This is a genomic window from Massilia sp. UBA6681, from assembly GCF_002454935.1.
Lineage (GTDB): Bacteria > Pseudomonadota > Gammaproteobacteria > Burkholderiales > Burkholderiaceae_D > Telluria > Telluria varians.
In genome coordinates, this window is sequence record NZ_DKJX01000099.1 from 19,301 (window position 1) to 39,916 (window position 20,616).

General features: G+C 64.3%; 20 protein-coding genes and 1 tRNA gene. 10 read left to right on the forward strand and 11 right to left on the reverse strand.

Annotated elements, in window-relative coordinates; all coding sequences use genetic code 11:
* Positions 1-34: 34 nt before the first annotated feature.
* A complete protein-coding gene (locus B2R83_RS19265) occupies positions 35-1,534 on the forward strand; it encodes a pilus assembly protein TadG-related protein (RefSeq protein WP_292044224.1) in 1,500 nt (499 codons plus the stop codon).
* Complete coding sequence (locus tag B2R83_RS19270) at positions 1,521-2,123, forward strand: TadE/TadG family type IV pilus assembly protein (protein ID WP_292044225.1); 603 nt, start codon at positions 1,521-1,523, stop codon at positions 2,121-2,123. Before B2R83_RS19265 ends, B2R83_RS19270 begins: the two co-directional genes overlap by 14 nt.
* A 231-nt stretch (positions 2,124-2,354) precedes the next feature.
* On the opposite strand, the gene B2R83_RS19275 is transcribed toward B2R83_RS19270, so the two are convergent.
* The 6 genes from B2R83_RS19275 to cysS form a co-directional block, all read right to left on the reverse strand.
* Positions 2,355-2,448, reverse strand: a tRNA-Ser gene (locus B2R83_RS19275).
* A 100-nt stretch (positions 2,449-2,548) separates the two neighbouring features.
* Complete coding sequence (locus tag B2R83_RS19280) at positions 2,549-3,796, reverse strand: aspartate kinase (RefSeq protein WP_036207687.1); 1,248 nt, start codon at positions 3,794-3,796, stop codon at positions 2,549-2,551.
* 147 nt (positions 3,797-3,943) lie between these two features.
* Positions 3,944-5,305, reverse strand: coding sequence for a tRNA lysidine(34) synthetase TilS (gene tilS / locus B2R83_RS19285; protein ID WP_292044237.1), 1,362 nt, complete (start codon positions 5,303-5,305; stop codon positions 3,944-3,946).
* A 44-nt stretch (positions 5,306-5,349) separates the two neighbouring features.
* Entirely contained in the window at positions 5,350-6,327 is a 978-nt protein-coding gene (locus B2R83_RS19290; RefSeq protein ID WP_036207683.1) for an acetyl-CoA carboxylase carboxyltransferase subunit alpha, read from the reverse strand.
* An 81-nt stretch (positions 6,328-6,408) separates the two neighbouring features.
* Positions 6,409-7,086 (reverse strand): DNA-3-methyladenine glycosylase family protein, encoded by a 678-nt coding sequence (locus B2R83_RS19295; RefSeq protein WP_209588358.1) that lies wholly within the window; start codon positions 7,084-7,086, stop codon positions 6,409-6,411.
* A complete protein-coding gene (gene cysS / locus B2R83_RS19300) occupies positions 7,086-8,471 on the reverse strand; it encodes a cysteine--tRNA ligase (RefSeq protein WP_292044226.1) in 1,386 nt (461 codons plus the stop codon). Before cysS ends, B2R83_RS19295 begins: the two co-directional genes overlap by 1 nt.
* Positions 8,472-8,687: 216 nt before the next feature.
* Here cysS and B2R83_RS19305 point away from each other — a divergent pair, with 216 nt between their 5' ends.
* The 4 genes from B2R83_RS19305 to B2R83_RS19320 are packed head-to-tail and all read left to right on the forward strand — an operon-like array spanning position 8,688 to position 11,573.
* Positions 8,688-9,347, forward strand: coding sequence for a peptidylprolyl isomerase (locus B2R83_RS19305; RefSeq protein ID WP_292044227.1), 660 nt, complete (start codon positions 8,688-8,690; stop codon positions 9,345-9,347).
* A 47-nt stretch (positions 9,348-9,394) separates the two neighbouring features.
* A complete protein-coding gene (locus B2R83_RS19310; RefSeq protein ID WP_036207674.1) occupies positions 9,395-9,886 on the forward strand; it encodes a peptidylprolyl isomerase in 492 nt (163 codons plus the stop codon).
* Positions 9,887-9,926: 40 nt separating this feature from the next.
* Positions 9,927-10,670 (forward strand): UDP-2,3-diacylglucosamine diphosphatase, encoded by a 744-nt coding sequence (locus B2R83_RS19315; RefSeq protein WP_292044228.1) that lies wholly within the window; start codon positions 9,927-9,929, stop codon positions 10,668-10,670.
* 57 nt (positions 10,671-10,727) lie between these two features.
* The gene (locus B2R83_RS19320) at positions 10,728-11,573 is read left to right on the forward strand and encodes a DUF726 domain-containing protein (protein WP_292044229.1); all 846 of its coding nucleotides are present in this window, start codon (positions 10,728-10,730) and stop codon (positions 11,571-11,573) included.
* Between the two features lie 85 nt (positions 11,574-11,658).
* Here B2R83_RS19320 and B2R83_RS19325 read toward each other — a convergent pair whose 3' ends face one another.
* On the reverse strand, positions 11,659-12,051 hold the full coding sequence (locus tag B2R83_RS19325; RefSeq protein WP_292044230.1) for a type II TA system antitoxin MqsA family protein: 393 nt from the start codon (positions 12,049-12,051) through the stop codon (positions 11,659-11,661).
* A gap of 203 nt (positions 12,052-12,254) precedes the next feature.
* Here B2R83_RS19325 and B2R83_RS19330 point away from each other — a divergent pair, with 203 nt between their 5' ends.
* The 4 genes from B2R83_RS19330 to B2R83_RS19345 all read left to right on the forward strand — a co-directional run bounded on the left by B2R83_RS19330 (position 12,255) and on the right by B2R83_RS19345 (position 15,299).
* A complete protein-coding gene (locus B2R83_RS19330; RefSeq protein ID WP_292044238.1) occupies positions 12,255-12,644 on the forward strand; it encodes a GntR family transcriptional regulator in 390 nt (129 codons plus the stop codon).
* A complete protein-coding gene (locus B2R83_RS19335; RefSeq protein ID WP_292044231.1) occupies positions 12,641-13,513 on the forward strand; it encodes an ABC transporter ATP-binding protein in 873 nt (290 codons plus the stop codon). Before B2R83_RS19330 ends, B2R83_RS19335 begins: the two co-directional genes overlap by 4 nt.
* Positions 13,510-14,475, forward strand: a complete 966-nt coding sequence (locus tag B2R83_RS19340) for a hypothetical protein (RefSeq protein ID WP_292044232.1) — start codon at positions 13,510-13,512, stop codon at positions 14,473-14,475. The genes B2R83_RS19335 and B2R83_RS19340 overlap by 4 nt, the downstream gene beginning before the upstream one ends.
* Positions 14,476-14,585: 110 nt before the next feature.
* A complete protein-coding gene (locus tag B2R83_RS19345; protein WP_292044239.1) occupies positions 14,586-15,299 on the forward strand; it encodes a hypothetical protein in 714 nt (237 codons plus the stop codon).
* On the opposite strand, the gene B2R83_RS19350 is transcribed toward B2R83_RS19345, so the two are convergent.
* The 4 genes from B2R83_RS19350 to rnr all read right to left on the reverse strand — a co-directional run bounded on the left by B2R83_RS19350 (position 15,259) and on the right by rnr (position 20,276).
* Positions 15,259-15,945, reverse strand: coding sequence for a YceH family protein (locus B2R83_RS19350; protein ID WP_292044233.1), 687 nt, complete (start codon positions 15,943-15,945; stop codon positions 15,259-15,261). The two genes, B2R83_RS19345 and B2R83_RS19350, sit on opposite strands and share 41 nt — an antisense overlap.
* A gap of 8 nt (positions 15,946-15,953) precedes the next feature.
* Positions 15,954-16,691, reverse strand: a complete 738-nt coding sequence (cysE, locus tag B2R83_RS19355) for a serine O-acetyltransferase (RefSeq protein WP_027865064.1) — start codon at positions 16,689-16,691, stop codon at positions 15,954-15,956.
* 240 nt (positions 16,692-16,931) lie between these two features.
* Positions 16,932-17,675 (reverse strand): 23S rRNA (guanosine(2251)-2'-O)-methyltransferase RlmB, encoded by a 744-nt coding sequence (gene rlmB, locus B2R83_RS19360; protein ID WP_027865063.1) that lies wholly within the window; start codon positions 17,673-17,675, stop codon positions 16,932-16,934.
* Between the two features lie 3 nt (positions 17,676-17,678).
* On the reverse strand, positions 17,679-20,276 hold the full coding sequence (rnr, locus tag B2R83_RS19365; RefSeq protein ID WP_292044234.1) for a ribonuclease R: 2,598 nt from the start codon (positions 20,274-20,276) through the stop codon (positions 17,679-17,681).
* Positions 20,277-20,616: the final 340 nt, after the last annotated feature.

Here is a 20,616-nt window from a genome sequence, read left to right on the forward strand (position 1 = left end):
CTTTTCACACATGTCGCAAGGCCAGGAGAGACGCATGGAGGTGGATGACAGCACAGCACGCGGCGTGTGGAGGCGGCATCGTACTCCACGGCTTCCCGTGCGCGAGTCCGGAGCAATCGCGATCATGTTCGCGGGAGCGCTCGTCATTATCATCGCCTTCTTCGCGCTGGCCCTCGACATTTCCCGAGTCCACAACCGCAAGATGGAGCTGCAGAACCTGGCCGATGCGGCCGCGCTGGCGGCAGCGAATCAGCTCGACGGCACCGAACAAGGGGTCCAGCGTGCGCTGGACGCGGTAACGACCGTCATGTCGTTCACTAACTGGAAGGCCAGCTACCAGTACGGCATGAAGACAGTGGGCCCGCTGGACCGGGCCATCGCGTTCGGGAGCGGCCCGGGCGGCCCTTGGCTTAACGCGGCGGAGGCGAAGGCGGATGCCGGCGAATTACTGTTCGTGAAAGTGGACACGCGCGACCTCGACGCCGACTACGGCGAGGTGAAAGCATCTTTCTTGCATGTGTTTGCAGACGCCGATATCGCGACTTCCAGCTCCCGCGCGATCGCGGGACGCTCCGCGATTGGCGTCACACCGCTGGGCATTTGCGCCATGCGCGATGAGGCGCGCCGCGATCACAACGGCGAACTCGAGGAACATGGTTTCCGGCGCGGCATCAGTTACAACTTGCTGGACCTTAACCGGCCCGGGTCGACCGCCGGACAGACCTTCACGGTCAATCCCCTGCCGGGTACTGCGCCCATCACCAATGTCGACACCCTTGCCCCCTTCGTGTGCACAGGAACGATGGCGATGACCAGGCTGACAGGCGGGAAAGTGGTCGTGTCGTCTTCATTCCCGATTTCCAGCCTCTACTACCATCTGAATTCGCGCTTCGGTTCCTACAGCACCACGCCGCGGATCCAGTGTGACGCCCGTACGGCGCCGGCCGACGCGAACATCAAGGAATACACCTACGACGGCGGCTCGCCATGGATGAGCGTCCAACCGGAGGGGCAAGCGGCGAAACGCCTGGAGACCACGGAAAGACGGTCGACGATCGCGGGACCGGACAGCGCACCCACCGGCACCACGGCCGCCCACTGGGGGCCGCTGTGGTCGTATGCCAAGGCGGTGAAATATGAATCGTATGAGGACCTGGGCGATCCGGAACCGGCCGGGGGCTATGCGAGCTTCGACACCACGGCATGGGAGTCCCTGTATGCCGGCAAGCCGAAACCCTCTACGGCCACGCCCTATCCGTCCGATGCGGCCACGCCCACGCCGTATTCATACAAGAGCGGGTCAGTCTTCTACAGGGCGCCGGCGACGACGAACAAGAGTATCCGGGGTCGGCGCGTCCTGAATCTGCCCCTGCTGGCTTGCCCGGTCACCGACAACAAAGCAAGCGTACTTGGCATAGGAAAGTTCTTCATGACCAGGACGGCGACCGCCACCTCCCTCTACGGAGAATTCGCCGGGCTGGTTCCCGAGCAGACGCTAGGAGCGCAGGTTCAGCTATATCATGACAACAACTAACCAAACCCGCATGTGTTACCGATCACCGGTGAAGCAACGCGGCGGCGCCGCGGTCGAATTCGCGCTGGTGGCGCTGATCTTCTTCATCCTGTTTTTCGGCATTGTCGAGCTTGCACGGGCGATGTACCTCTGCAATACGCTGCAGGAAGTGACACGCCGGGCCGCGGCGCTGGCCGTGAATACGGACTTCAGCAACGAGGGCGCTATGCAGGATGTACGTGAGCAAGCGATTTTCCGGACCACGCCGGGCGTTCTGTTGATGGGCGATCCCATCTCGGATCGGCACGTCAGGATCGACTACCTGCGCCTTCCGGCGAACTCCAATGTGCCCGTATCGCTCGGCACGGCTTTGCCCGCCAATCCGCTGGAGAACCGCGTCAACTGCGCACAGGACATGGATGGTGCGCGCTGCATTCGGCTGGTGCGGGTTCGCATCTGCATGCCGGGTGGAGGGGCGGATGAGTGCGACGCCGTGCCTTACGTGCCCTTGTTCTCGCTGATTCCGTTTTCGTTTGCGCTGCCGTTTTCGACGACGATTGCGACGGTTGAGGGGTTGGGGATGCCGGTGGGGGTGCCGTGCAATTGTTAGGGTGGCCGCGTGTACGCAAGCCTTCTTTAAAGTGAGGACAGGACGCGAGCTGCGCTCGCGGGGCGCCCGCTAGCGGGCGCAAAGTGGCGATTCGCCTGCGTTCCGCAGGCCGCCGCGCCGCCTGCAGGCGGACGCGCTTCGAATCCCACGCGGAGAGCGCGCAGGCGCTCTCCTCGCCTCCTGAGTTACAAATAAAAAAGCCACCTTGCGGTGGCTTTCTTATTTATAACTTGGCGGAGGCGGTGGGATTCGAACCCACGATACAGGTTTAAGCCCATATGCTTCCTTAGCAGGGAAGTGCCTTCGGCCACTCGGCCACGCCTCCAATCAGTTCCGACTTGTGTGTCAGTCAGCGCTGAGTGCACGCATCTTAAGGGCTGGTGCACGTTGCGTCAAGGACGCACGCCCAAAAATTTTGAAAATTGTTAAGCTTGCTCGAGGTTAAAAGCCTTGTGCAGGGCGCGCACGGCCAGTTCCATGTATTTCTCGTCGATCAGCACCGAGATCTTGATCTCCGAGGTCGAGATCATCATGATGTTGATGCCCTCTTCCGACAGGGTACGGAACATCTGCGAGGCCACGCCGACGTGGCTGCGCATGCCGACGCCCACGGCCGACACCTTCGACACTTTCGCATCGCCCAGGATCTTGGCCGCGCCCAGCGCCTCGCGCTGCTCTTCCAGCACGCCCATCGCCCTCGCGTAGTCGCCGCGCGAGACGGTGAAGGTGAAGTCGGTCTTGCCGTCCACCGACTGGTTCTGGATGATCATGTCGACTTCGACGTTCGCTTCGGCGATCGGGCCGAGGATGTGGAAGGCCACGCCCGGCTTGTCCGGCACGCCCAGGACGGTGATCTTGGCTTCATCGCGATTGAAGGCGATACCGGAGATGACGGCTTGTTCCATGTTGCTTTCTTCCTCAAACGAAATCAGGGTGCCGGACTTCGCTTCTTCGTCCAGCGGCATCAGGGGATCGGTCAGCGACGACAGCACGCGCGTCGGGACCTGGTAGTTACCTGCGAACTCGACCGAACGCGTCTGCAGCACTTTCGAGCCCAGCGAGGCCAGTTCGAGCATTTCCTCGAAGGTGATCTTGTTCAGGCGGCGCGCCTCGTGCACCACGCGCGGGTCGGTCGTGTACACGCCGTCGACGTCGGTGTAGATCAGGCATTCGTCGGCCTTCAGCGCGGCGGCGATCGCCACGGCCGAGGTGTCCGAACCGCCACGGCCCAGCGTCGAGATGTTGCCATCTTCGTCCATGCCCTGGAAACCCGTGATGATGACGATCTTGCCGGCTTCGAGATCGCCGCGCACGCGGGTGTCGTCGATCGACTGGATGCGCGCCTTGGTGAACGAGGAATCGGTGCGGATGCCCGCCTGCCAGCCGGTGTACGAGACCGCGTCCTTGCCGATGGCCAGCAGCGCCATCGCCAGGAGGCCCACCGAGACCTGCTCGCCGGTCGAGGCAATCATGTCCAGTTCGCGCGGGTCCGGTTGCGGCATGATTTCCTTGGCCAGCGCGATGAGGCGGTTGGTTTCACCGGACATCGCGGACGGCACCACGACGATCTGGTGGCCGGCATCATGCCACTTCGCCACGCGGGCCGCGACATTCTTGATACGGTCCGTCGAGCCCATCGACGTCCCGCCATACTTGTGGACAATTAAAGCCATATCAGGGAGGGTTCCAGCTTGTTGAAAGATCAAAAGGGGACCCTTACTCTAGCATGCTGCAGCGCAGTATCACAAGACGGTCGGGAGAAAAAGCTATACGAAAACAAAATAAAGTAATACCGTTTTCGTATAGAAACAAAAACAAGTCTAGACAGCTTGAGGCACCCAGCGCAGTGCGATGCGCTCGCCCTGCCCCGTGCTCAGGTGGCGGCAATCCATGCCGATGCCGGCGGCAAACAGCAGCTCGCGGTCCGCCCACACGAGCGGCGCACGCTCGCGCTCCCAGCTTGGCACGCCGAGGGACTGGTAATGCGCCTTCAGGCCACGGCTGGGACGGTTGGCGGCGGGCTTGAGGCGTTCCCCGCCCTGGCGGAAGTCGATGGTAAGAAACTGGCTGCGCAGCCAGGCCGGATCGAACCCTGTCGGCGCGGCCTCGAAATGGAGCGCGCCGCCGTAGGCAGGAAAGTCCAGCGCGGCCTCGCCGTTCCAGCGGAAGCGCTGGCCCTCCTTGACCAGGACGCCGATATCGTCGGGGTCGCGCATGCCGGCAAGCTCCGGCAGCTTCGGTGTGAGGTAGAGCTTGCCGCGGTGGCGGCGGATATCGCAGCCCGGGTGCGTCACTTTCAATTGCGCATCCTCGCGCGCCGAGAACAGCTGGGACACCATCTCGGCCAGCCAGGCGGTCGAGGGCATCGCCAGGCCGCGCACATGGAACAGGTGGCGCAGCATGTTGTCGGCTCGATCGCGGCTGAGTTTCTGCACGCGCGACAAGTCGACCGCCTCGCCTTCGAGGCAGGCGGCCAGGTCCTGCTCCGCGACTTCATCCAGGATGCGCTGGGCCGACTGCACGTGGGCCGCCCCGCGCGCCAGCCGCGCCTGGTAACCCGGGAAGCTGGCTGCCAGCGCCGGCATCACCGCGTGGCGCAAGGCGTTGCGGGCATGGCGCGGATCGCTGTTCGATTCATCCTCGACCCACGCCAGGCCTTCGGCACGCACGTAGTCTTCGAGCTGGGCGCGCGACAGCGGCAGCAGCGGACGCGCCATGACCAGTTCCGGGTCGCCCAGCAGGCCGGGCGCGCGATTGGCCGCGTCCATGCCCGACAGCCCGGCCGGGCCGGAGCCGCGCAGCAGCTGGAGCAGGACCGTCTCGGCCTGGTCGTCGAGGTGGTGGGCGGTGAGCAGCAGCGGCACACCGTGGGCGACGCACATCTCGCCCAGCGCGCGGTAGCGCAGCTTGCGCGCGGCCGACTCGATGCCGTCCTTGCCCTTGACGACCTCGACGTGGCGACTGTCGAAGGCGATGCCGAGCGCCGCGCAGGCCTCACGGCAATGCGCCAGCCAGGCATCGGCATTCGGGCTCAGTCCGTGATGGACGTGGAAGGCATGCAGGACGATGCCCTGCTCGGCAGCCCAGGCATGGGCAAGCCGCAGCAGGGCCATTGAGTCGAGGCCGCCGCTGCAGGCAAGCGCAATGGAGGTGGGGGTAAACGACTCGCGCAGGCCGTGCATGGCCTGCGCGAAAATCACCGGAACTTGTCCGGCACGGGTGGAACTCACTCTTCGCGCGGCAGTGTTTCCTTGAACTTGCCGTAAGCCATCAGCTTTGCGTGACGGGCGTCGAGCAGGTCCTTGGTCTTCATGCCCTGGAACTGGCGCAGGGTGTCGGCCAGTGCGCGCTTGAGCAGCTGCGCCATCTGCTTCGGATCGCGGTGCGCGCCGCCGAGCGGCTCGTTGACGATCTTGTCGATCAGGCCGATGGCCTTCAGGCGGTGCGCGGTCAGACCCAGGGCGTCGGCGGCGTCGCTGGCGCGCTCCGAGGTCTTCCACAAGATCGAGGCGCAGCCTTCCGGCGAGATCACCGAGTAGGTCGAGTACTGCAGCATCAGCACCGCGTCGCCCACGGCGATCGCCAGCGCGCCGCCCGAACCGCCTTCGCCGATGATGGTCGCAATCAACGGGACCTTCAGCTCGGCCATCACGTACAAATTGTGGCCGATCGCTTCCGACTGGCCGCGCTCTTCGGCGTCGATGCCCGGGAAGGCGCCCGGGGTATCGACGAAGGTGAAGATCGGCAGGCCGAATTTTTCCGCCAGCTTCATCAGGCGCATGGCCTTGCGATAGCCTTCCGGACGCGGCATGCCGAAGTTGCGCATTGCGCGTTCCTTGGTGTCGCGGCCCTTCTGGTGGCCGATGACCATGCAGGCCTGGCCGTTGAAGCGGGCCAGGCCGCCGATGATCGACTGGTCGTCTGCGAAGCTGCGGTCGCCGTGCAGTTCGTGGAAGTCGGTGAAGATCGCGTTCACGTAGTCCATCGTGTATGGACGCTGCGGGTGGCGGGCGATCTGCGACACCTGCCACGGGGTCAGCTTGGCGTAGATGTCCTTGGTGAGCTGCTGGCTCTTCTTGGCCAGGCGGTCGATCTCTTCCGAGATGTCGACGGCGGAATCGTCTTGCACGAAACGCAGCTCTTCAATCTTGGAATCCAGCTCGGCGATCGGCTGCTCAAAATTGAGGAAAGTTGTTTTAGTCATTGTACCTCCGGATTATTTCGTGGCCGCAGCGTTTCCGTTCGCGCAGCATGCACCGGGCCTCGTGGGCCCCTGTTGTGGGCGTTATTCTACCGTACCCGAACCGGATACCGGATCGAGACTACGCCATAAATACCAGGTTGCCACCGTACGCCAGGGCTCCCAGTTCGCCGCCACTTCGCGCGCATCGCTGCGAGAAACAGGTTCGCCAGAGAAATAATTCTGGCTGATTCCCTGGATCAGGCCGGGATCGTCGAGCGGCAGCACGTTTGGACGGAGCAGATTAAATATCAAAAACATCTCCGCTGTCCAGCGGCTGATGCCGCGGATCTGGACCAGTTCGGCGATGACGGCCTCGTCGTCCATCTGCGACCACAGGTCGGCATGGACGCGCTTGGCCTTGAAACTGTCGGCCAGGTCGAGGATGTACTCGGTCTTGCGCTTGGACAGTCCGCAGCCGGCCAGCTCGACGGCGCCGGCCTTGAGCACCTGGGCCGGCGAGAGCTTCGGGCAGGTGGCCAGCAGCTTGGCCCAGGCCGCATCGGCCGCCTTCGGCGTCACCTGCTGGCCCACGATCGAACGTGCCAGCGTGGTGAAGGGATCGGGCTGGCCCCGCAGGTGCAGGTCGCCGATCTGGGGGATCAGCTTGGCCATGATGCGGTCGCGCGCGATCAGCGCGGCCTTCGCTTCCGCCCAGTAGATCGGGACGGCGAGCTCTCCCTGCGGCTCCATGGCCGCGGACGTGTCCTTGTCGGCGGCCATTATGCGCGGCGCCAGGTCGTCGTTCCGTCCGGCTTGTCTTCCAGGATGATCCCGGCGGCAGTCAGTTCGGCGCGGATGGCGTCCGCTTCGGCAAAATTGCGGGCCTTCTTGGCGGCCGCACGGCGGGCGATCGCGTCATCGATGCTCGCGTCCCCGCCTTCGCTGCCGCCTTGCAGGAAGGCTTGCGGCGCGCGCTCGAGGATGCCCAGCACGCCGGCCAGCGCCTTGAGCTGGCGCGCGGCGTCCAGCGACTTGTTGCGGTTGACTTCGCTCGCCAGGTCGAACAGCTCGGCCACGGCCAGCGGCGTGTTGAAGTCGTCATCCATCGCTTCGCGGAAACGCACCGCGTGGGCTTCGTCCCAGTCCACGGCCGGCTGCTCGTTATCGATGTCGACCGTCGACAGCGCCGTGTACAGGCGGGTCAGCGCGCCCTTGGCGTCGTCGATGTGGGCATCCGAATAGTTCAGCGGGCTACGGTAGTGGGCGCGCAGGATGAAGAAGCGGACGACTTCGGCGTCGTACTTCTTGAGCACGTCGCGGATGGTGAAGAAGTTGCCCAGCGACTTGGACATCTTCTCGTTGTCCACGCGCACGAAGCCGTTGTGGATCCAGTAGTTGACCATGTTGCCGCCGAACGCACCTTCCGATTGGGCGATCTCGTTCTCGTGGTGCGGGAACTGCAGGTCGGCGCCGCCGCCATGGATGTCGAAATGCTGGCCCAGGGTGGCGCAGGACATGGCCGAGCACTCGATGTGCCAGCCCGGACGGCCCTTGCCCCACTTCGAGTCCCACTTGGCCTCGGCGGGCTCGGATTCCTTGGCGGCCTTCCACAGCACGAAGTCGAGCGGGTCGCGCTTGCCGCTGTTGACGTCGACGCGCTCGCCGGCGCGCAGGTCGTCGAGCGACCTGCCGGACAGCTTGCCGTAGCCTTCGAAGCCGCGCACGGCGTAGTTCACGTCGCCGTCCTCGCTCCGGTAGGCGAGGCCCTTGGCTTCGAGCTGCTCGATGATCGACAGCATCTGCGGCACGTACTCGGTGGCGCGCGGCACCACGGTCGGCGGCAGCATGCCCAGGGCGCCGATGTCCTCGTCCATGTACTTCACGTTGCGCTCGACCAGCTGCTTGATGCTCTCGCCGTTCTCGACGGCGCGCTTGATGATCTTGTCGTCGATGTCGGTGATGTTGCGGACGTACTTGACCTCGTAGCCCGAGGCCATCAGCCAGCGATAGATCACGTCGAAAGCCATCATCATCCGCGCGTGACCGATGTGGCAGTAGTCGTACACGGTCATGCCGCACACATACATGCCGACCTTGCCGGCTTCCATCGGGACAAATACCTGCTTGTCACGCGCGAGCGTGTTGTAAATCTTGAGTTGGCTCATGGGTGTATTCTGGTGAGGGAGAGGATCGGAGCTGCAACTGCGGCGCGGCGAGATCGTCTGTACCCTCGGGTGTTGTTCTTCTTTGATAGAATGGGACGTTCTGCGCAAAGTATAGCATTGTTAAAATCCCGGCTGGCCGCATATGGTTCAGCTTTATTTTTCGGGAAAAGACTTGACACCGCATTGCGCGGTATCCATCAGAGGAGAGCCCAGACAATGACCACCGCCTTCCGCCGTTCGCTGCTCAAGGGCATCGCCCTGGGCGCCGGCACCCTGCTCCTTTCCGGCGCCGCCTTGGCTGCGCCGCAGGAAACCGCCACCGACGCTCCCCAGGATGCCGCGCCCGCCGCGCCGGTCGTCAAGGGTCCGCAGGTGTCGATCAAGACCACGATGGGCGATATCGTGGTCCAGCTCGACGAGGAACGGGCGCCGAAGACAGTGGCCAACTTCATGCAGTACGTAAAGCAGGGATTCTACAAGGGCACCATCTTCCACCGGGTGATCGACGGCTTCATGATCCAGGCCGGCGGCATGAACGAGAAGTTCGAGGGCCGCAAGACCAACAAGCCGGTCAAGAACGAATCGAATAACGGCCTGTCGAACCAGCCGTACACCATCGCGATGGCGCGCGAAGACCATCCGGATTCGGCCACCTCGCAGTTCTTCATCAACGTCGCCGATAATTCGGGCATCGACCATCCGTTCTACAAAGGCTCGGGCTATACCGTCTTCGGCAAGGTCGTGAAGGGGCAGGAAGTCGTGGACAAGATCAAGGGCGTGATGGTGGACGACGTACGCGGCATGCAGAACGTGCCGGTGACGCCGATCTTCATTAAGTCGGTAAGCGTGCTCAAGGGCGACAAGCTTGTAAAATAGCGGATGCGTTTGCCGCATTAACAATAACCAACTCAACAGGACAGCACATGACCAGCGTTCGCATGACCACCAATATGGGCAACATCACCGTCGAACTGGATGCCGACAAGGCCCCGAAGACCGTTGCCAACTTTATCGACTACGTCAACAAGGGTCATTTCAGCAACACCATCTTCCACCGCGTGATCAAGGACTTCATGATCCAGGGTGGCGGCTTCGAGCCGGGCATGAAGCAAAAGCCGACCGACGCGACCGTCGAGAACGAAGCCAAGAACGGCCTGAAGAACGACAAGTACACCATCGCCATGGCCCGCACCTCGGCGCCGCACTCGGCATCGGCCCAGTTCTTCATCAACACCAAGGACAATGCGTTCCTGAACTATCCGGGCCAGGACGGCTGGGGCTACGCCGTGTTCGGCAAGGTCACCGAAGGCCAGGACATCGTCGACCAGATCAACGGCGTGAAGACCACCCGTAGCGGCATGCACTCGGACGTGCCGGTCGATCCGGTCGTCATCGAGAAGGTCGAAGTCATCTGATGATCGCAGTGCGCGCAGGGCGGCAAGTCCCAACGATCCAATGACCACCCTTGCGCGCACGTTCGCGCTGTTCATCTCGGACCTGCACCTGCAGGCCTCGCATCCGCGCACGGCCGAAGCCTTTTTTGGTTTCCTGGCCGAGCGTGCGACCCACGCCGAGCGACTCTACCTGCTCGGCGACATCTTCGAATACTGGGCCGGCGACGACGACGTCGACGAGCCTTTCCACCAGCAGGTCGCTAGCGCCATCCGCGCCGTGAGCGACGCCGGCACCGCCGTCTACTGGCTGGCCGGCAACCGCGATTTCCTGGTCGGGCCGGGCTTTGCCGAAGCGGCCGGGCTGACCCTGCTGGAAGAGCCGCATGTGATCAGTGCCGGCGGAAAACGCATCGCCCTGGTGCACGGCGACGCCCAATGCACCGCCGACCTCAAGTACATGGCCTTCCGCGCCCAGGTGCGCGACCGCGAATGGCAGCAGCAGTTCCTCGGCATGCCCCTGGCCCAGCGCAAGGCGATCATCGCCGGGCTGCGCGAAGGCAGCCGCGAAGCGCAGGCCGGCAAATCCTACGAGATCATGGATGTGACGCCCTCGAGCGTGGAGGCGCTGTTCGACGCGGCCGAGGCCACGGTCATCATCCATGGCCACACGCACCGGCCGGCCGTGCATGAGACCGGCGGCAGGCTGCGCTACGTGCTGCCGGACTGGGAGCTGGACGCGGAGCCGCGGCGTGGCGGGTGGATCGAGCTGGATGCCGACGGGACGCTTTCACGGCACGTTGTCTAGCACTCTCGCCAGCTAACAGGGTAGAATTTCCGTACTGAAACTTCCCTGGCAATGGCGATGACAACGCTGCAGACGTTCTCCGATATCGAGCAATTCCCGAATCCCGCAGCGCCCGCATCCGGCGCCGCAAGAATCATCGGCTCGTCTCGTGGCCTGTTTCCCAATCCCATGTTCGATCGTGCCGCCGGGCGGCTCGGCAAGCTGATACGCGATCGCGCGCCGCATTTCGAGTTCCACAAGATTCGCCGGGGCGGGAACCACGCCGTCATCCTCGTGAATGGTTTCCTGTCGCAGGGAGACCACGATACGGCCGACTGGGAAGCCGCGATCGAAGACAAGTTCGGAGACGCGACCTGGTATCACCTCGACTGGGATGCTTGCCGCGGCCCGAAGCGCCAAGCCATCGAGCTGCTGACGCTGGACAGCCTGCTCAAGCTGCCTATGTTTTCGATGCAGCCGATGCCGCCCGTGGTCGGTGGCATGCTCTCGTGGCACGCCGCGATGTCGGCCGCGGAGCGGGCTGGAGAACTCCTGGCGGAGGCGATCCAGCGCACCCCGGACTGGCGCTTCACACTGGCCGGCCATTCGCTGGGCGGCAGGGTCGTCCATTTTGCATTGAAGGGGCTCGCCAAAAGCCCGCACAAGCGGGTCGAGAACGCTTATTTGCTCGGCGCGGCCGTGGGCGGCGGCACCAAGGACAGCGCTTGCTGGGCCAAGGCCGCCGGCGCGGTAGAAGGACGCGTCTTCAACTGCTATTCGAACAAGGATGCGATCCTGTCGCGCCTCTACCGTGGCGCCAATTTATGGATGAGCGAGCCGGCCGGGCATTCCGGCATCGTGTTGAAGCACGCAGGCCTGTTTCATCTCGACTGCCAACACCTGGTCGACAGTCATTTCACCTGAAAGAGCAAATTCAGCACGATCCTGGAACAGCTGGCCGACGATTAAGCTACATTCGCCCCGCAGCCTTTCGTAGGCCGGCGTCGGCTCATCGCACCTGGTCCAGCAGATCCGGATGCTTTCCCAGCAGCCGCAGCAGCTTCACCAGCGCCATCGGCGCATGCGCGTCGCCCGCCTCGAAGCGCGCGAAGTCGCCCGCCTCGTTCCCGAACAGCTCGTCCGCCTTCTGCTGGGTCAGCCCCAGTTGCTTGCGCAGCGCACGGATCGTCTTGAGCTCGTCCGCGTCCACCTGCTTGCGGAAAGCGGCGACCAGTTCACCATAGTGGTCGTGCTCGCCCCGGGCAAACAAGACTTCCTTGCAGCCAGCGCAATGCTCGACCACCACGTCGGGAATCGTCGTGCTCCGGCCCTTATAGGTGTACTGCATTTCCCTGATCGCATGCGTCAGCGGCGAGACGCCACAGTTCGGGCACGTCAGCATCCTTCCCTCCTTCCTCCATCGATTCCCCATCCTACCAAAGTAGCCGGACAAGCCGCGCCCGCGTTTTTGTTCAATATGTATGTTTACATTTGCCAAGTCGCTGTTATACTTCACTACAACACCACTTCAACACATCACCCAATCAGCATAAGCGAGGGAGAGACAGATGAACCATGCAGCACTACGACCGAGGAGGACTGGACATGACAGTCGGCTGGAATGACAACACACCCATTTACCGCCAGCTCAAGGAGCGGGTGGTGGGCATGATGCTCGACGGTATTTTGAAAGCCGGCGACGCCCTGCCCTCGGTCCGCCAGATCGCGGCCGAATATCAACTGAATCCGATCACTGTCTCCAAGGCTTACCAGGAGCTGGTCGACGAGAACCTGGTAGAAAAACGAAGGGGAATTGGCATGTACGTCACCGAAGGAGCAAGCGAGAAACTGCTGGCCACCGAACGCGAGCGCTTCATCCGCGAGGAATGGCCCGCCATGGTCGAACGCATCCGCCGCCTTGGCCTGAACGTGGAGCAGCTGCTGCGCGCCAGCAGCCAGGGCGGCCCTGGACTGGCCCCGGGAGGTTCGGCATGAGCGCCTTGCTCTCCGCACGCGGCCTGACCAAGCGTTACGGCAAGCGTACCGCCGTCGACGGCATCGATTTCGACATCCCCGCCGGCCGCATCGTCGGCCTGATCGGCCCCAACGGCTCGGGCAAGACCACCACGCTGAAAGCCGCCCTCGGCCTGATTCCCTTCGACGGCCAGCTGACGGTGCTGGGCTTCGACCCGCGCACCCAGCGCGACGACCTGATGAAGGAAGTCTGCTTCATCGCCGACGTCGCGATCCTGCCGCGCTGGCTGCGCGTGAAGGACGCGATCGACTTCGTGGCCGGCGTGCATCCGCGCTTCAACCGCGAGAAGGCCGAACGCTATATCGCGCATACCAAGCTCAGGCCGACCATGAAGGTCAAGGAAATGTCGAAGGGCATGATCGTCCAGCTGCACCTGGCGCTGGTGATGGCCATCGACGCCAAGCTGCTTGTGCTCGACGAACCGACGCTGGGCCTGGACATCATGTACCGCAAGCAGTTCTACCAGAACCTGCTGGAAGACTACTTCGACGAGCAGAAGACCATCGTCATCACTACCCACCAGGTGGAGGAAGTCGAGCACATCCTCACCGACCTGATGTTCATCCGCGAAGGGAGAATCGTGCTGTCCGCCTCGATGGAAGAGATCGGCGAGCGCTATACCGAAGTGATGGTCCCGGCCGACAAGCTCAACGCCGCCAATGCCTTGGCCCCGCTCGACAAGCGCACCGTGTTCGGCAAGTCGGTGATGCTGTTCGATTCGGGCGCACCGGGCGGCGTGTCGCGCGCCCAGCTCGCCCAGCTCGGCGAGACCCGCAATCCCAGCGTTGCCGACCTGTTCGTGGCAACCATGAAAGGAACCTACGCATGAAAACGATGAAATGGCTGCTCCGGCGCGAATTCTGGGAGCACAAGGGCGCCTTCTTCTGGACCCCGGTCGCGGTCGCCGCGGCGATGCTGCTGCTGGTGGGCGGCGGCTTCATGTACGCCATGGCTTTCGGCGGCAGCGAAGCCATCCAGATCAATGGCCACAACGTCGTCTCGATCCAGGGTATCCCGCCGGCGCTGCGCTACAAGATCGCGCATGTCGCGGCCTCCGGCTACCTCGGCCTGGCGGCGCCGCTGTTCATCGTGCTGGCCGTGGTGGTGTTCTTCTACTGCCTGGCCGCCCTGCACGACGACCGCCGCGACCGCAGCATCCTGTTCTGGAAGTCGCTGCCGCTGTCGGACCGCGACACCGTGCTGTCGAAAGCCGCCACCGCGCTGGTCGTGGCGCCCCTGATCACGATCGCCATCGGCGTGGTGACCGGCCTGGCCCTGCTGGTGCTGGGCATGATCAGCGCCGCCGGCAAGGGCGTCAACCTGTTCGCACCGGTGCTGATGGAGCCGAACCTGTACCTCGGCCCCTTGTACCTGCTGGCCTTCCTGCCGCTGTACGTCATCTGGGCGCTGCCGACCGTGGGCTGGCTGCTGATGGTGTCGAGCTGGGCGCGCTCCAAGGTCTTCCTGTGGGCGGTCGGCACGCCGCTGGTGGTGGCCCTGCTGCTGAAGTGGTTCAACATCATCGTCGGTCACGTGTCCAACTCGGTCATCGACGTCGACTGGTTCGTCCAGGAAGTGGTGTTGCGCGGCCTGGCCGGGCTGGTGCCGGGCATCTGGCTGTCCTACGGCGACATCGAGACCATCAACCAGCAGTACGGCCTGGACCCGACCACCCTGCTCGGCCTGTCCTACTCCACGCTGAGCCACCCGAGCACCTGGGTCGCCGCCGTGGCGGGCGCCGCGATGATCTACGCCGCCATGCGCCTGCGCCGCTGGCGCGACGAGGGCTGATTTCCGTGCGCGCCCTGTCAGCGATAGCACTCGGGGCCCTGCTCCTCTGCGGCAGCGCTGCCGCGGAGGACAAGCCGGTCCGCCAACTGGAACCCGTGCATGTGAACGCCATGCGCAATCCGGAAGTGCGCAAGTACAAGGTCATCCTGGCCGGCCTGGACGCCTTCGAGCGCCACCGGCAGCTGGCACCAAGGGCCGAACGGCTGCATTTCCGGCTGCGCCCACAAGGGAAGGACGAGTCGGCGCAGCCGCTGGCGGTCCGCCTGGTGGGCGACGGCGGCTACCAACTGCCGATCACGATCGACGCCGACCGGCGCTTCGTGGTGCCGCGCGTTGATGCCGCCGAGGACGCGGAAAGCGAGCTGGAACTGAACCGCAAGCGCCGCGCCTACCGCACCGACCCCGACATCCGCACGCCGGGCCTGGCCGCCCACCAGCGGCGCCTGGGCGACCTGCGGCTGGAGTGCAAGGTGACCGTGGCAATGGCCAAGGCGGAGATCCCGACCTTCTGGGTGATGACCATCAACACCATCCTGCTGCGCACCGACTGGTGCAACTTCTTCGGCGACCCCGAGGATTTCCGCTGGGAGAACGTGAGCAGGAAGGCGCATTTCCCCTTCCGCAGCGACCAGCCGCTGCTGGGGGCGGTGCTGGTGGACGGCAAGCGTTCGGCGAAACTGGACGTCAAGGGCCATACCTTCCAGGTGCCGATCGGGAACGCCAGCTGGAGCGACGATGCGCTGGTCGAGCTGACCTTTGCCGAGCCGGCCGAAGCGGCGCCGGCTACTGGAACTGCTGGCGAAACGCCTCGAACTGCGCCTTGAGTTCCTCGAGCTCGCCGCGCAGTGCGGCGACTTCCTGTTCCAGCTGGCCGACGCGGCCGCTGCTGCCCCCACCTCCGCCTCCACCGAGGCCGGCGCCGGCGGCGGGCGGCTCGTAGGCGGCCAGTTCGCCGCCGAGCAGGTGGCCGTAGCGCGCTTCCTTGGTGCCCGGCGCGCGGTCGAGCTTTGCGACCAGCGGCGGATACTTATCGATCAGGAACTGCAGCACGGCCTCGACGTCCTGCACGCTCTTGAACTCGAACAGGCGGCCGGTGCGGGTGCGGATCTCGCCGGCGGTCTGCAGGCCGCGCAGCATCAGGATGCTCAGCACCGCGACCTTGTCCTGCTCCAGGGTCCACTTGATGCGCATGCGGTGTTCGTACTTCACCACGCGCGCGCCGGCCTGCGAGATGGCGCTGACGAGCTTTTTCTCGATCAGCCGCTGCAGGGTATCCTGCACTAGCTCGTCGGTCATCTGCATGATCGGATCGCGGCTCGACAGCTGGTTGCAGCCGTTGACGATGGCGTTCACCGACATCGGGTAGTTATCGGGCGTCAGCGCCTCTTTCTCGGCCAGTACCGCGAGCACGCGGATTTCCATCGGGTCCAATACAGCGCCGTCGGGCGTGCCCGTCGTTTCATTCGTCATGCGTTTCCTCAGTCGACCAGTCGGTTCAGTTGTTCCGAATCGAGTTTATCACCCTCGGCCACCTTCGGACAGCACAGGCCGGCCTCACGCATGGTGTTGGTGAGGCGTTCGATCTGCTCGTCCTGGCGCGCCACGTGGTCGATCAGGCCGCGCAGGGCCTTCGACAGCGGATCATCGCCGTTGGGCGTGACGCCGTAGGCGGCGAACAGGTGGGCGCTGCGGGACTGGTCTTCCTTGCGGATGATGTGGGCCGGGTTGCCGACCGCGGTGGCGCCGCTCGGGACCGGCTTGATGACCACGGCATTCGAGCCGATCTTGGCGTATTCGCCGACCGTGAAGGCGCCCAGCACCTGGGCGCCGGCGCCGACGATCACGCCGCGCTCGAGCGTCGGGTGGCGCTTGGTGCCGGCCACCAGGGTGGTGCCGCCCAGGGTGACGCCCTGGTAGATGGTGCAGTCGTCGCCGACCACGGCGGTCTCGCCGATGACCACGCCGAAGCCGTGGTCGATGAAGACCCGGCGCCCGATGGTCGCGCCCGGGTGGATCTCGATGCCGGTGATGATGCGGGCGACGTAGGAGATGAAGCGGCCGATCCACTTCAGGCCGAGCTTCCAGCAGGCGTGCGCCCAGCTGTGCATGATCACGGCGTGCAGGCCGGGATAGCAGGTCAGGACTTCCCAGCCGTTGCGGGCGGCGGGGTCGCGCTGGATGATGCTCTGGATATCGTCGCGTAAGTTGGAAAACATAATAAGGAAAATCGCAAACCAAGGAGGATGGTAGCGTATGTTGCGGGGGTTTGCTTGGGGTGATGCGGGGGAACGATGCGCTAATTGCTGAGCTACGGAATTGGATCCCGGCCTTCGCCGGGATGACGTGCTTAGTGTGGCTTTATGACGAACGATAACGGACTGCAGAGTGTCCGTGCACCAATGCCCTAAAAACCGTCGTACCGGCGAAGGCCGGTACCCAATTTTGCAAGAGCTGAGTTAGCCTTCGCGCGCGATGCGCTGGCGGCGTGCCTCGTACAGGCAGACGCCCGAGGCGACCGAAACGTTCAGGCTCTCGACCGAGCCGAACATCGGGATGTTGACCAGCAGATCGCAGGTCTCGCGCGTCAGGCGGCGCATGCCCTCGCCTTCCGAGCCCATCACCAGCGCGGTCGGGCCGGTGAAGTCGGCTTCGTACAGGCCCTTGTCGGCGTCGTCCGAGGTGCCGATCAGCCAGATGCCGCGGTCCTTCAGCTCGCGCATGGTGCGCGCCAGGTTCGTCACTGTGATGTAGGGCACGGTCTCGGCCGCGCCGCTCGCCACCTTGGCGGCGGTGGCGTTCAGGCCGACCGCACGGTCCTTCGGGACGATCACGGCGTGGGCGCCGACGCCGTCGGCCACGCGCAGGCAGGCGCCCAGGTTGTGCGGATCGGTGATGCCGTCCAGGATCAGGAGCAGCGGCGGACCTTCGATCGCGTCCAGCAGCTCGTCCAGGTTGCGCGCCAGCGCCAGCTGGCTGGCGAAGGCGATCACGCCCTGGTGGCGGCGGGTGCCGGTGATCTTGTCGAGACGTGCGGCGTCGACCGGCATCACGCGCACGCCGGCCTCTTTCGCGCTGGCGATCAGGGCCTTCATGCGGGCATCATTGCGCTCGGCATCGACGAAGATCTCTTCCACCGATTGGGCCTCGTGGCGCAGCCGCGAGGTCACCGCGTGGAACCCGAATAACATTTTATTTTTCATGTATTACTGTTTCTTCCTGCTAGTTTTGGCAGCGGGGGTCTTGGCCACCGCTTTGGTTTTTGGCGCGCTGGTCTTGGCGGCACGCTTCGTGGGCGTCTTGGACGCGGTTTTGCTTGCGGTCTTGCCGGCGGTCTTGCTGGCGGTCTTGCTGGCGGTCTTGGCCGACGGCTTGCGGGCGCTGCGCGGCGCGCGCGGTGGCGGCACGAAGACGACGTCCTCGTCTTCGGCTCCCTCGTCCTCGGTACTGGTGTAGCGCGACGCTTCCACCGGCGCCGGCTCTGCCGCGCCCTTGGCCTTGCGCTTCTTCGGCGGCTTCGGCTCGAGGGCCTCGACCGCGGCCTGGCGGGCCCGCTCGAGCGGCGCCGGGATGCTTTCCTGCGTTTCGGCCAGCACCAGGTCGATCTTGCGCGCCTCGAGGTCGACCTTCGCCACCTTGACGTTGACCTTGCTGGTCAGCTTGTAGACCTGGCCGCTGCGCTCGCCGCGCAGTTCATGGCGCGCCTCGTCGTACTGGAAGTAGTCGCTACCCAGGCCGCTGATGTGCACCAGGCCCTCGACGTACAGCTGGTCGAGCGTGACGAAAATGCCGAACGGGGTCACGCCGGACACGGTGCCGGTGAAGTCCTCGCCCAGCTTGTCCTGCATGAAGTAGCACTTCAGCCAGTTCTCGACGTCGCGCGAGGCTTCGTCGGCGCGGCGCTCGTTGGCCGAGCAGTGCACGCCCAGCGCGTCCCAGATCGTCAGGTCCTGTTCCTTCTTGCCGCGGCCTTCGGCCTTGTCCTTGGCGGCCTGCTTGCGCGCCGAATTCGACAGAGTCGTGTTCAGCGTGCCCGGCTCGATGCCCTTCGGCTCGTACTTCTTCCCTTGCAGGATGGCCTTGATCGCACGGTGGGTCAGCAGGTCGGGATAGCGGCGGATCGGGCTGGTGAAGTGGGCATAGGCCTCGTAGGCCAGGCCGAAGTGGCCGACGTTGTCCGGGCTGTAGACGGCCTGCTGCATCGAGCGCAGCAGCATGGTCTGCAGCAGGGCCGCGTCCGGGCGCTCCTTGATCTTTTGCATGACCTCGGCGTAGTCGCGCGCCGTGGGCGAAGTGCCGCCGCCCAGGTTCAGGCCGACCAGCTTCAGGAAGGTGCGCAGCTGCAGCAGCTTTTCCTCGGTCGGCACCGCGTGGATGCGGAAGGTGCCGGGGTGCTTGTGGCGGATCAGGAGGTCGGCCGCGCACACGTTCGCGGCCAGCATGCATTCCTCGATCAGGCGGTGGGCATCGTTGCGGGTGCGCGGGATGATCTTTTCGATCTTGCCGACGGCATTGCAGACGATGTAGGTCTCGGTGGTCTCGAAGTCGATCGCGCCGCGTTCCTGGCGTGCCTTGAGCAGCGCGCGGAACACCTCGTTCAGGTTCAGCAGGTGCGGCACGATGCCCGGCCTGCGCTGCGCTTCCGGGCCGCTCGTATTGCCGAGGATTTCGGCCACTTCGTTGTAGGTCAGGCGCGCGGCCGAGTGCATCACGGCCGGGTAGAACTGGTAGGCGGTGACCTCGCCGTCCTCGGTGACCACCATGTCGCACACCAGGGTGCAGCGGTCCACCGCCGGGTTCAGCGAGCACAGGCCGTTGGACAGCTTCTCGGGCAGCATCGGGATCACGCGGCGCGGGAAGTAGACCGAGGTGCTGCGCTCGAGCGCGTCCGTATCCAGCGCGTCGTTCGGCTTGACGTAGTGGCTGACGTCGGCGATCGCCACCAGGAGGCGGTAGCCCTTGGTACGGCCGATCTTGACCGGCTCGCAGTAGACCGCATCGTCGAAGTCGCGCGCGTCTTCGCCGTCGATGGTCACCAAGGGGACGTCGCGCAGGTCGACGCGGTTTGCTAGGTCCGCATCCACGACTTCGTTCGGCAGGCGGTTGGCCTGCTTCAGCGCGGCGGGCGAGAACACGTGCGGCACGCCGAACTTGCGCACCGCGATCTCGATTTCCATGCCCGGGTCGTCCAGCTCGCCGAGCACCTCGACGATGCGGCCGGTGGGCTGCTGGAAGCGCGAGGGCTGCTCGATCAGTTCGACGCTGACCACCTGCCCCGCCTTGGCCTTGCCCGGGCCGCCCGCCACCAGCACGTCCTGGCTGATGCGCACGTCTTCCGGCGAGACGATCCAGACGCCGCCTTCGTTCATCAGGCGGCCGATCAGGTGGGTGTTGGCGCGCTCGACCACTTCGACGATGGTCCCTTCCGGACGTCCGCGGCGGTCGGTGCCGGTGACGCGTGCGCGCACGCGGTCGCCGTTGAGCACCTTGTTCATTTCCTTATCGTTCAGGAACAGGTCGTCGCCGCCCTCATCCGGAATGACGAAGCCGTAGCCGTCGCGGTGCGCGCTGACGCGGCCGGTGACAAACCCGGACTGGTCGGCCAACAGATAGGTGCCGCTGACGTCGGAACGAATCTGGCCGTCGCGCTCCATGGCGTTGAGCCGGCGGCCGAGCACTTCCTGGGCGGCCGGCTTGACCTTCAGGGTGCGCGCCAGGTCGCTCGCTCCGAGCGGGCCTTTGGCACTGCGAAAGACGGCGAGGATTTCCTCGCGGCTAGGAATGGTATGAGTAGGTTGCTTCAAATCGTTTTCTTATTTCTCTTGGTAGCGGCGCTGCCGGTGCAGCTGCCCGGGAATGATGAACACCTTGACAGGCGTAGTGTAAGGGATTGCCATGCGATTCGCCTAACATGTGCAGCCAAGCGTGCTCGAAGTCTCCCTGATGGAAACCTGCTTTGGGCTTTTGACTTTTGAAATCCTTCCGCTATAATCTCGGTCTCTTCAGCAACGCAGCTCGCTGCAGCAGGAGAAAAACAGTAGCGGCAGAGGCATTCGGAACGAAGGTCGACGAAAGTTGATCTGGCGAAAAATGACAAAGCCTGCTATTGTAGCAGAGTTAGTTCAGTGCCCACGTGGCGGAATT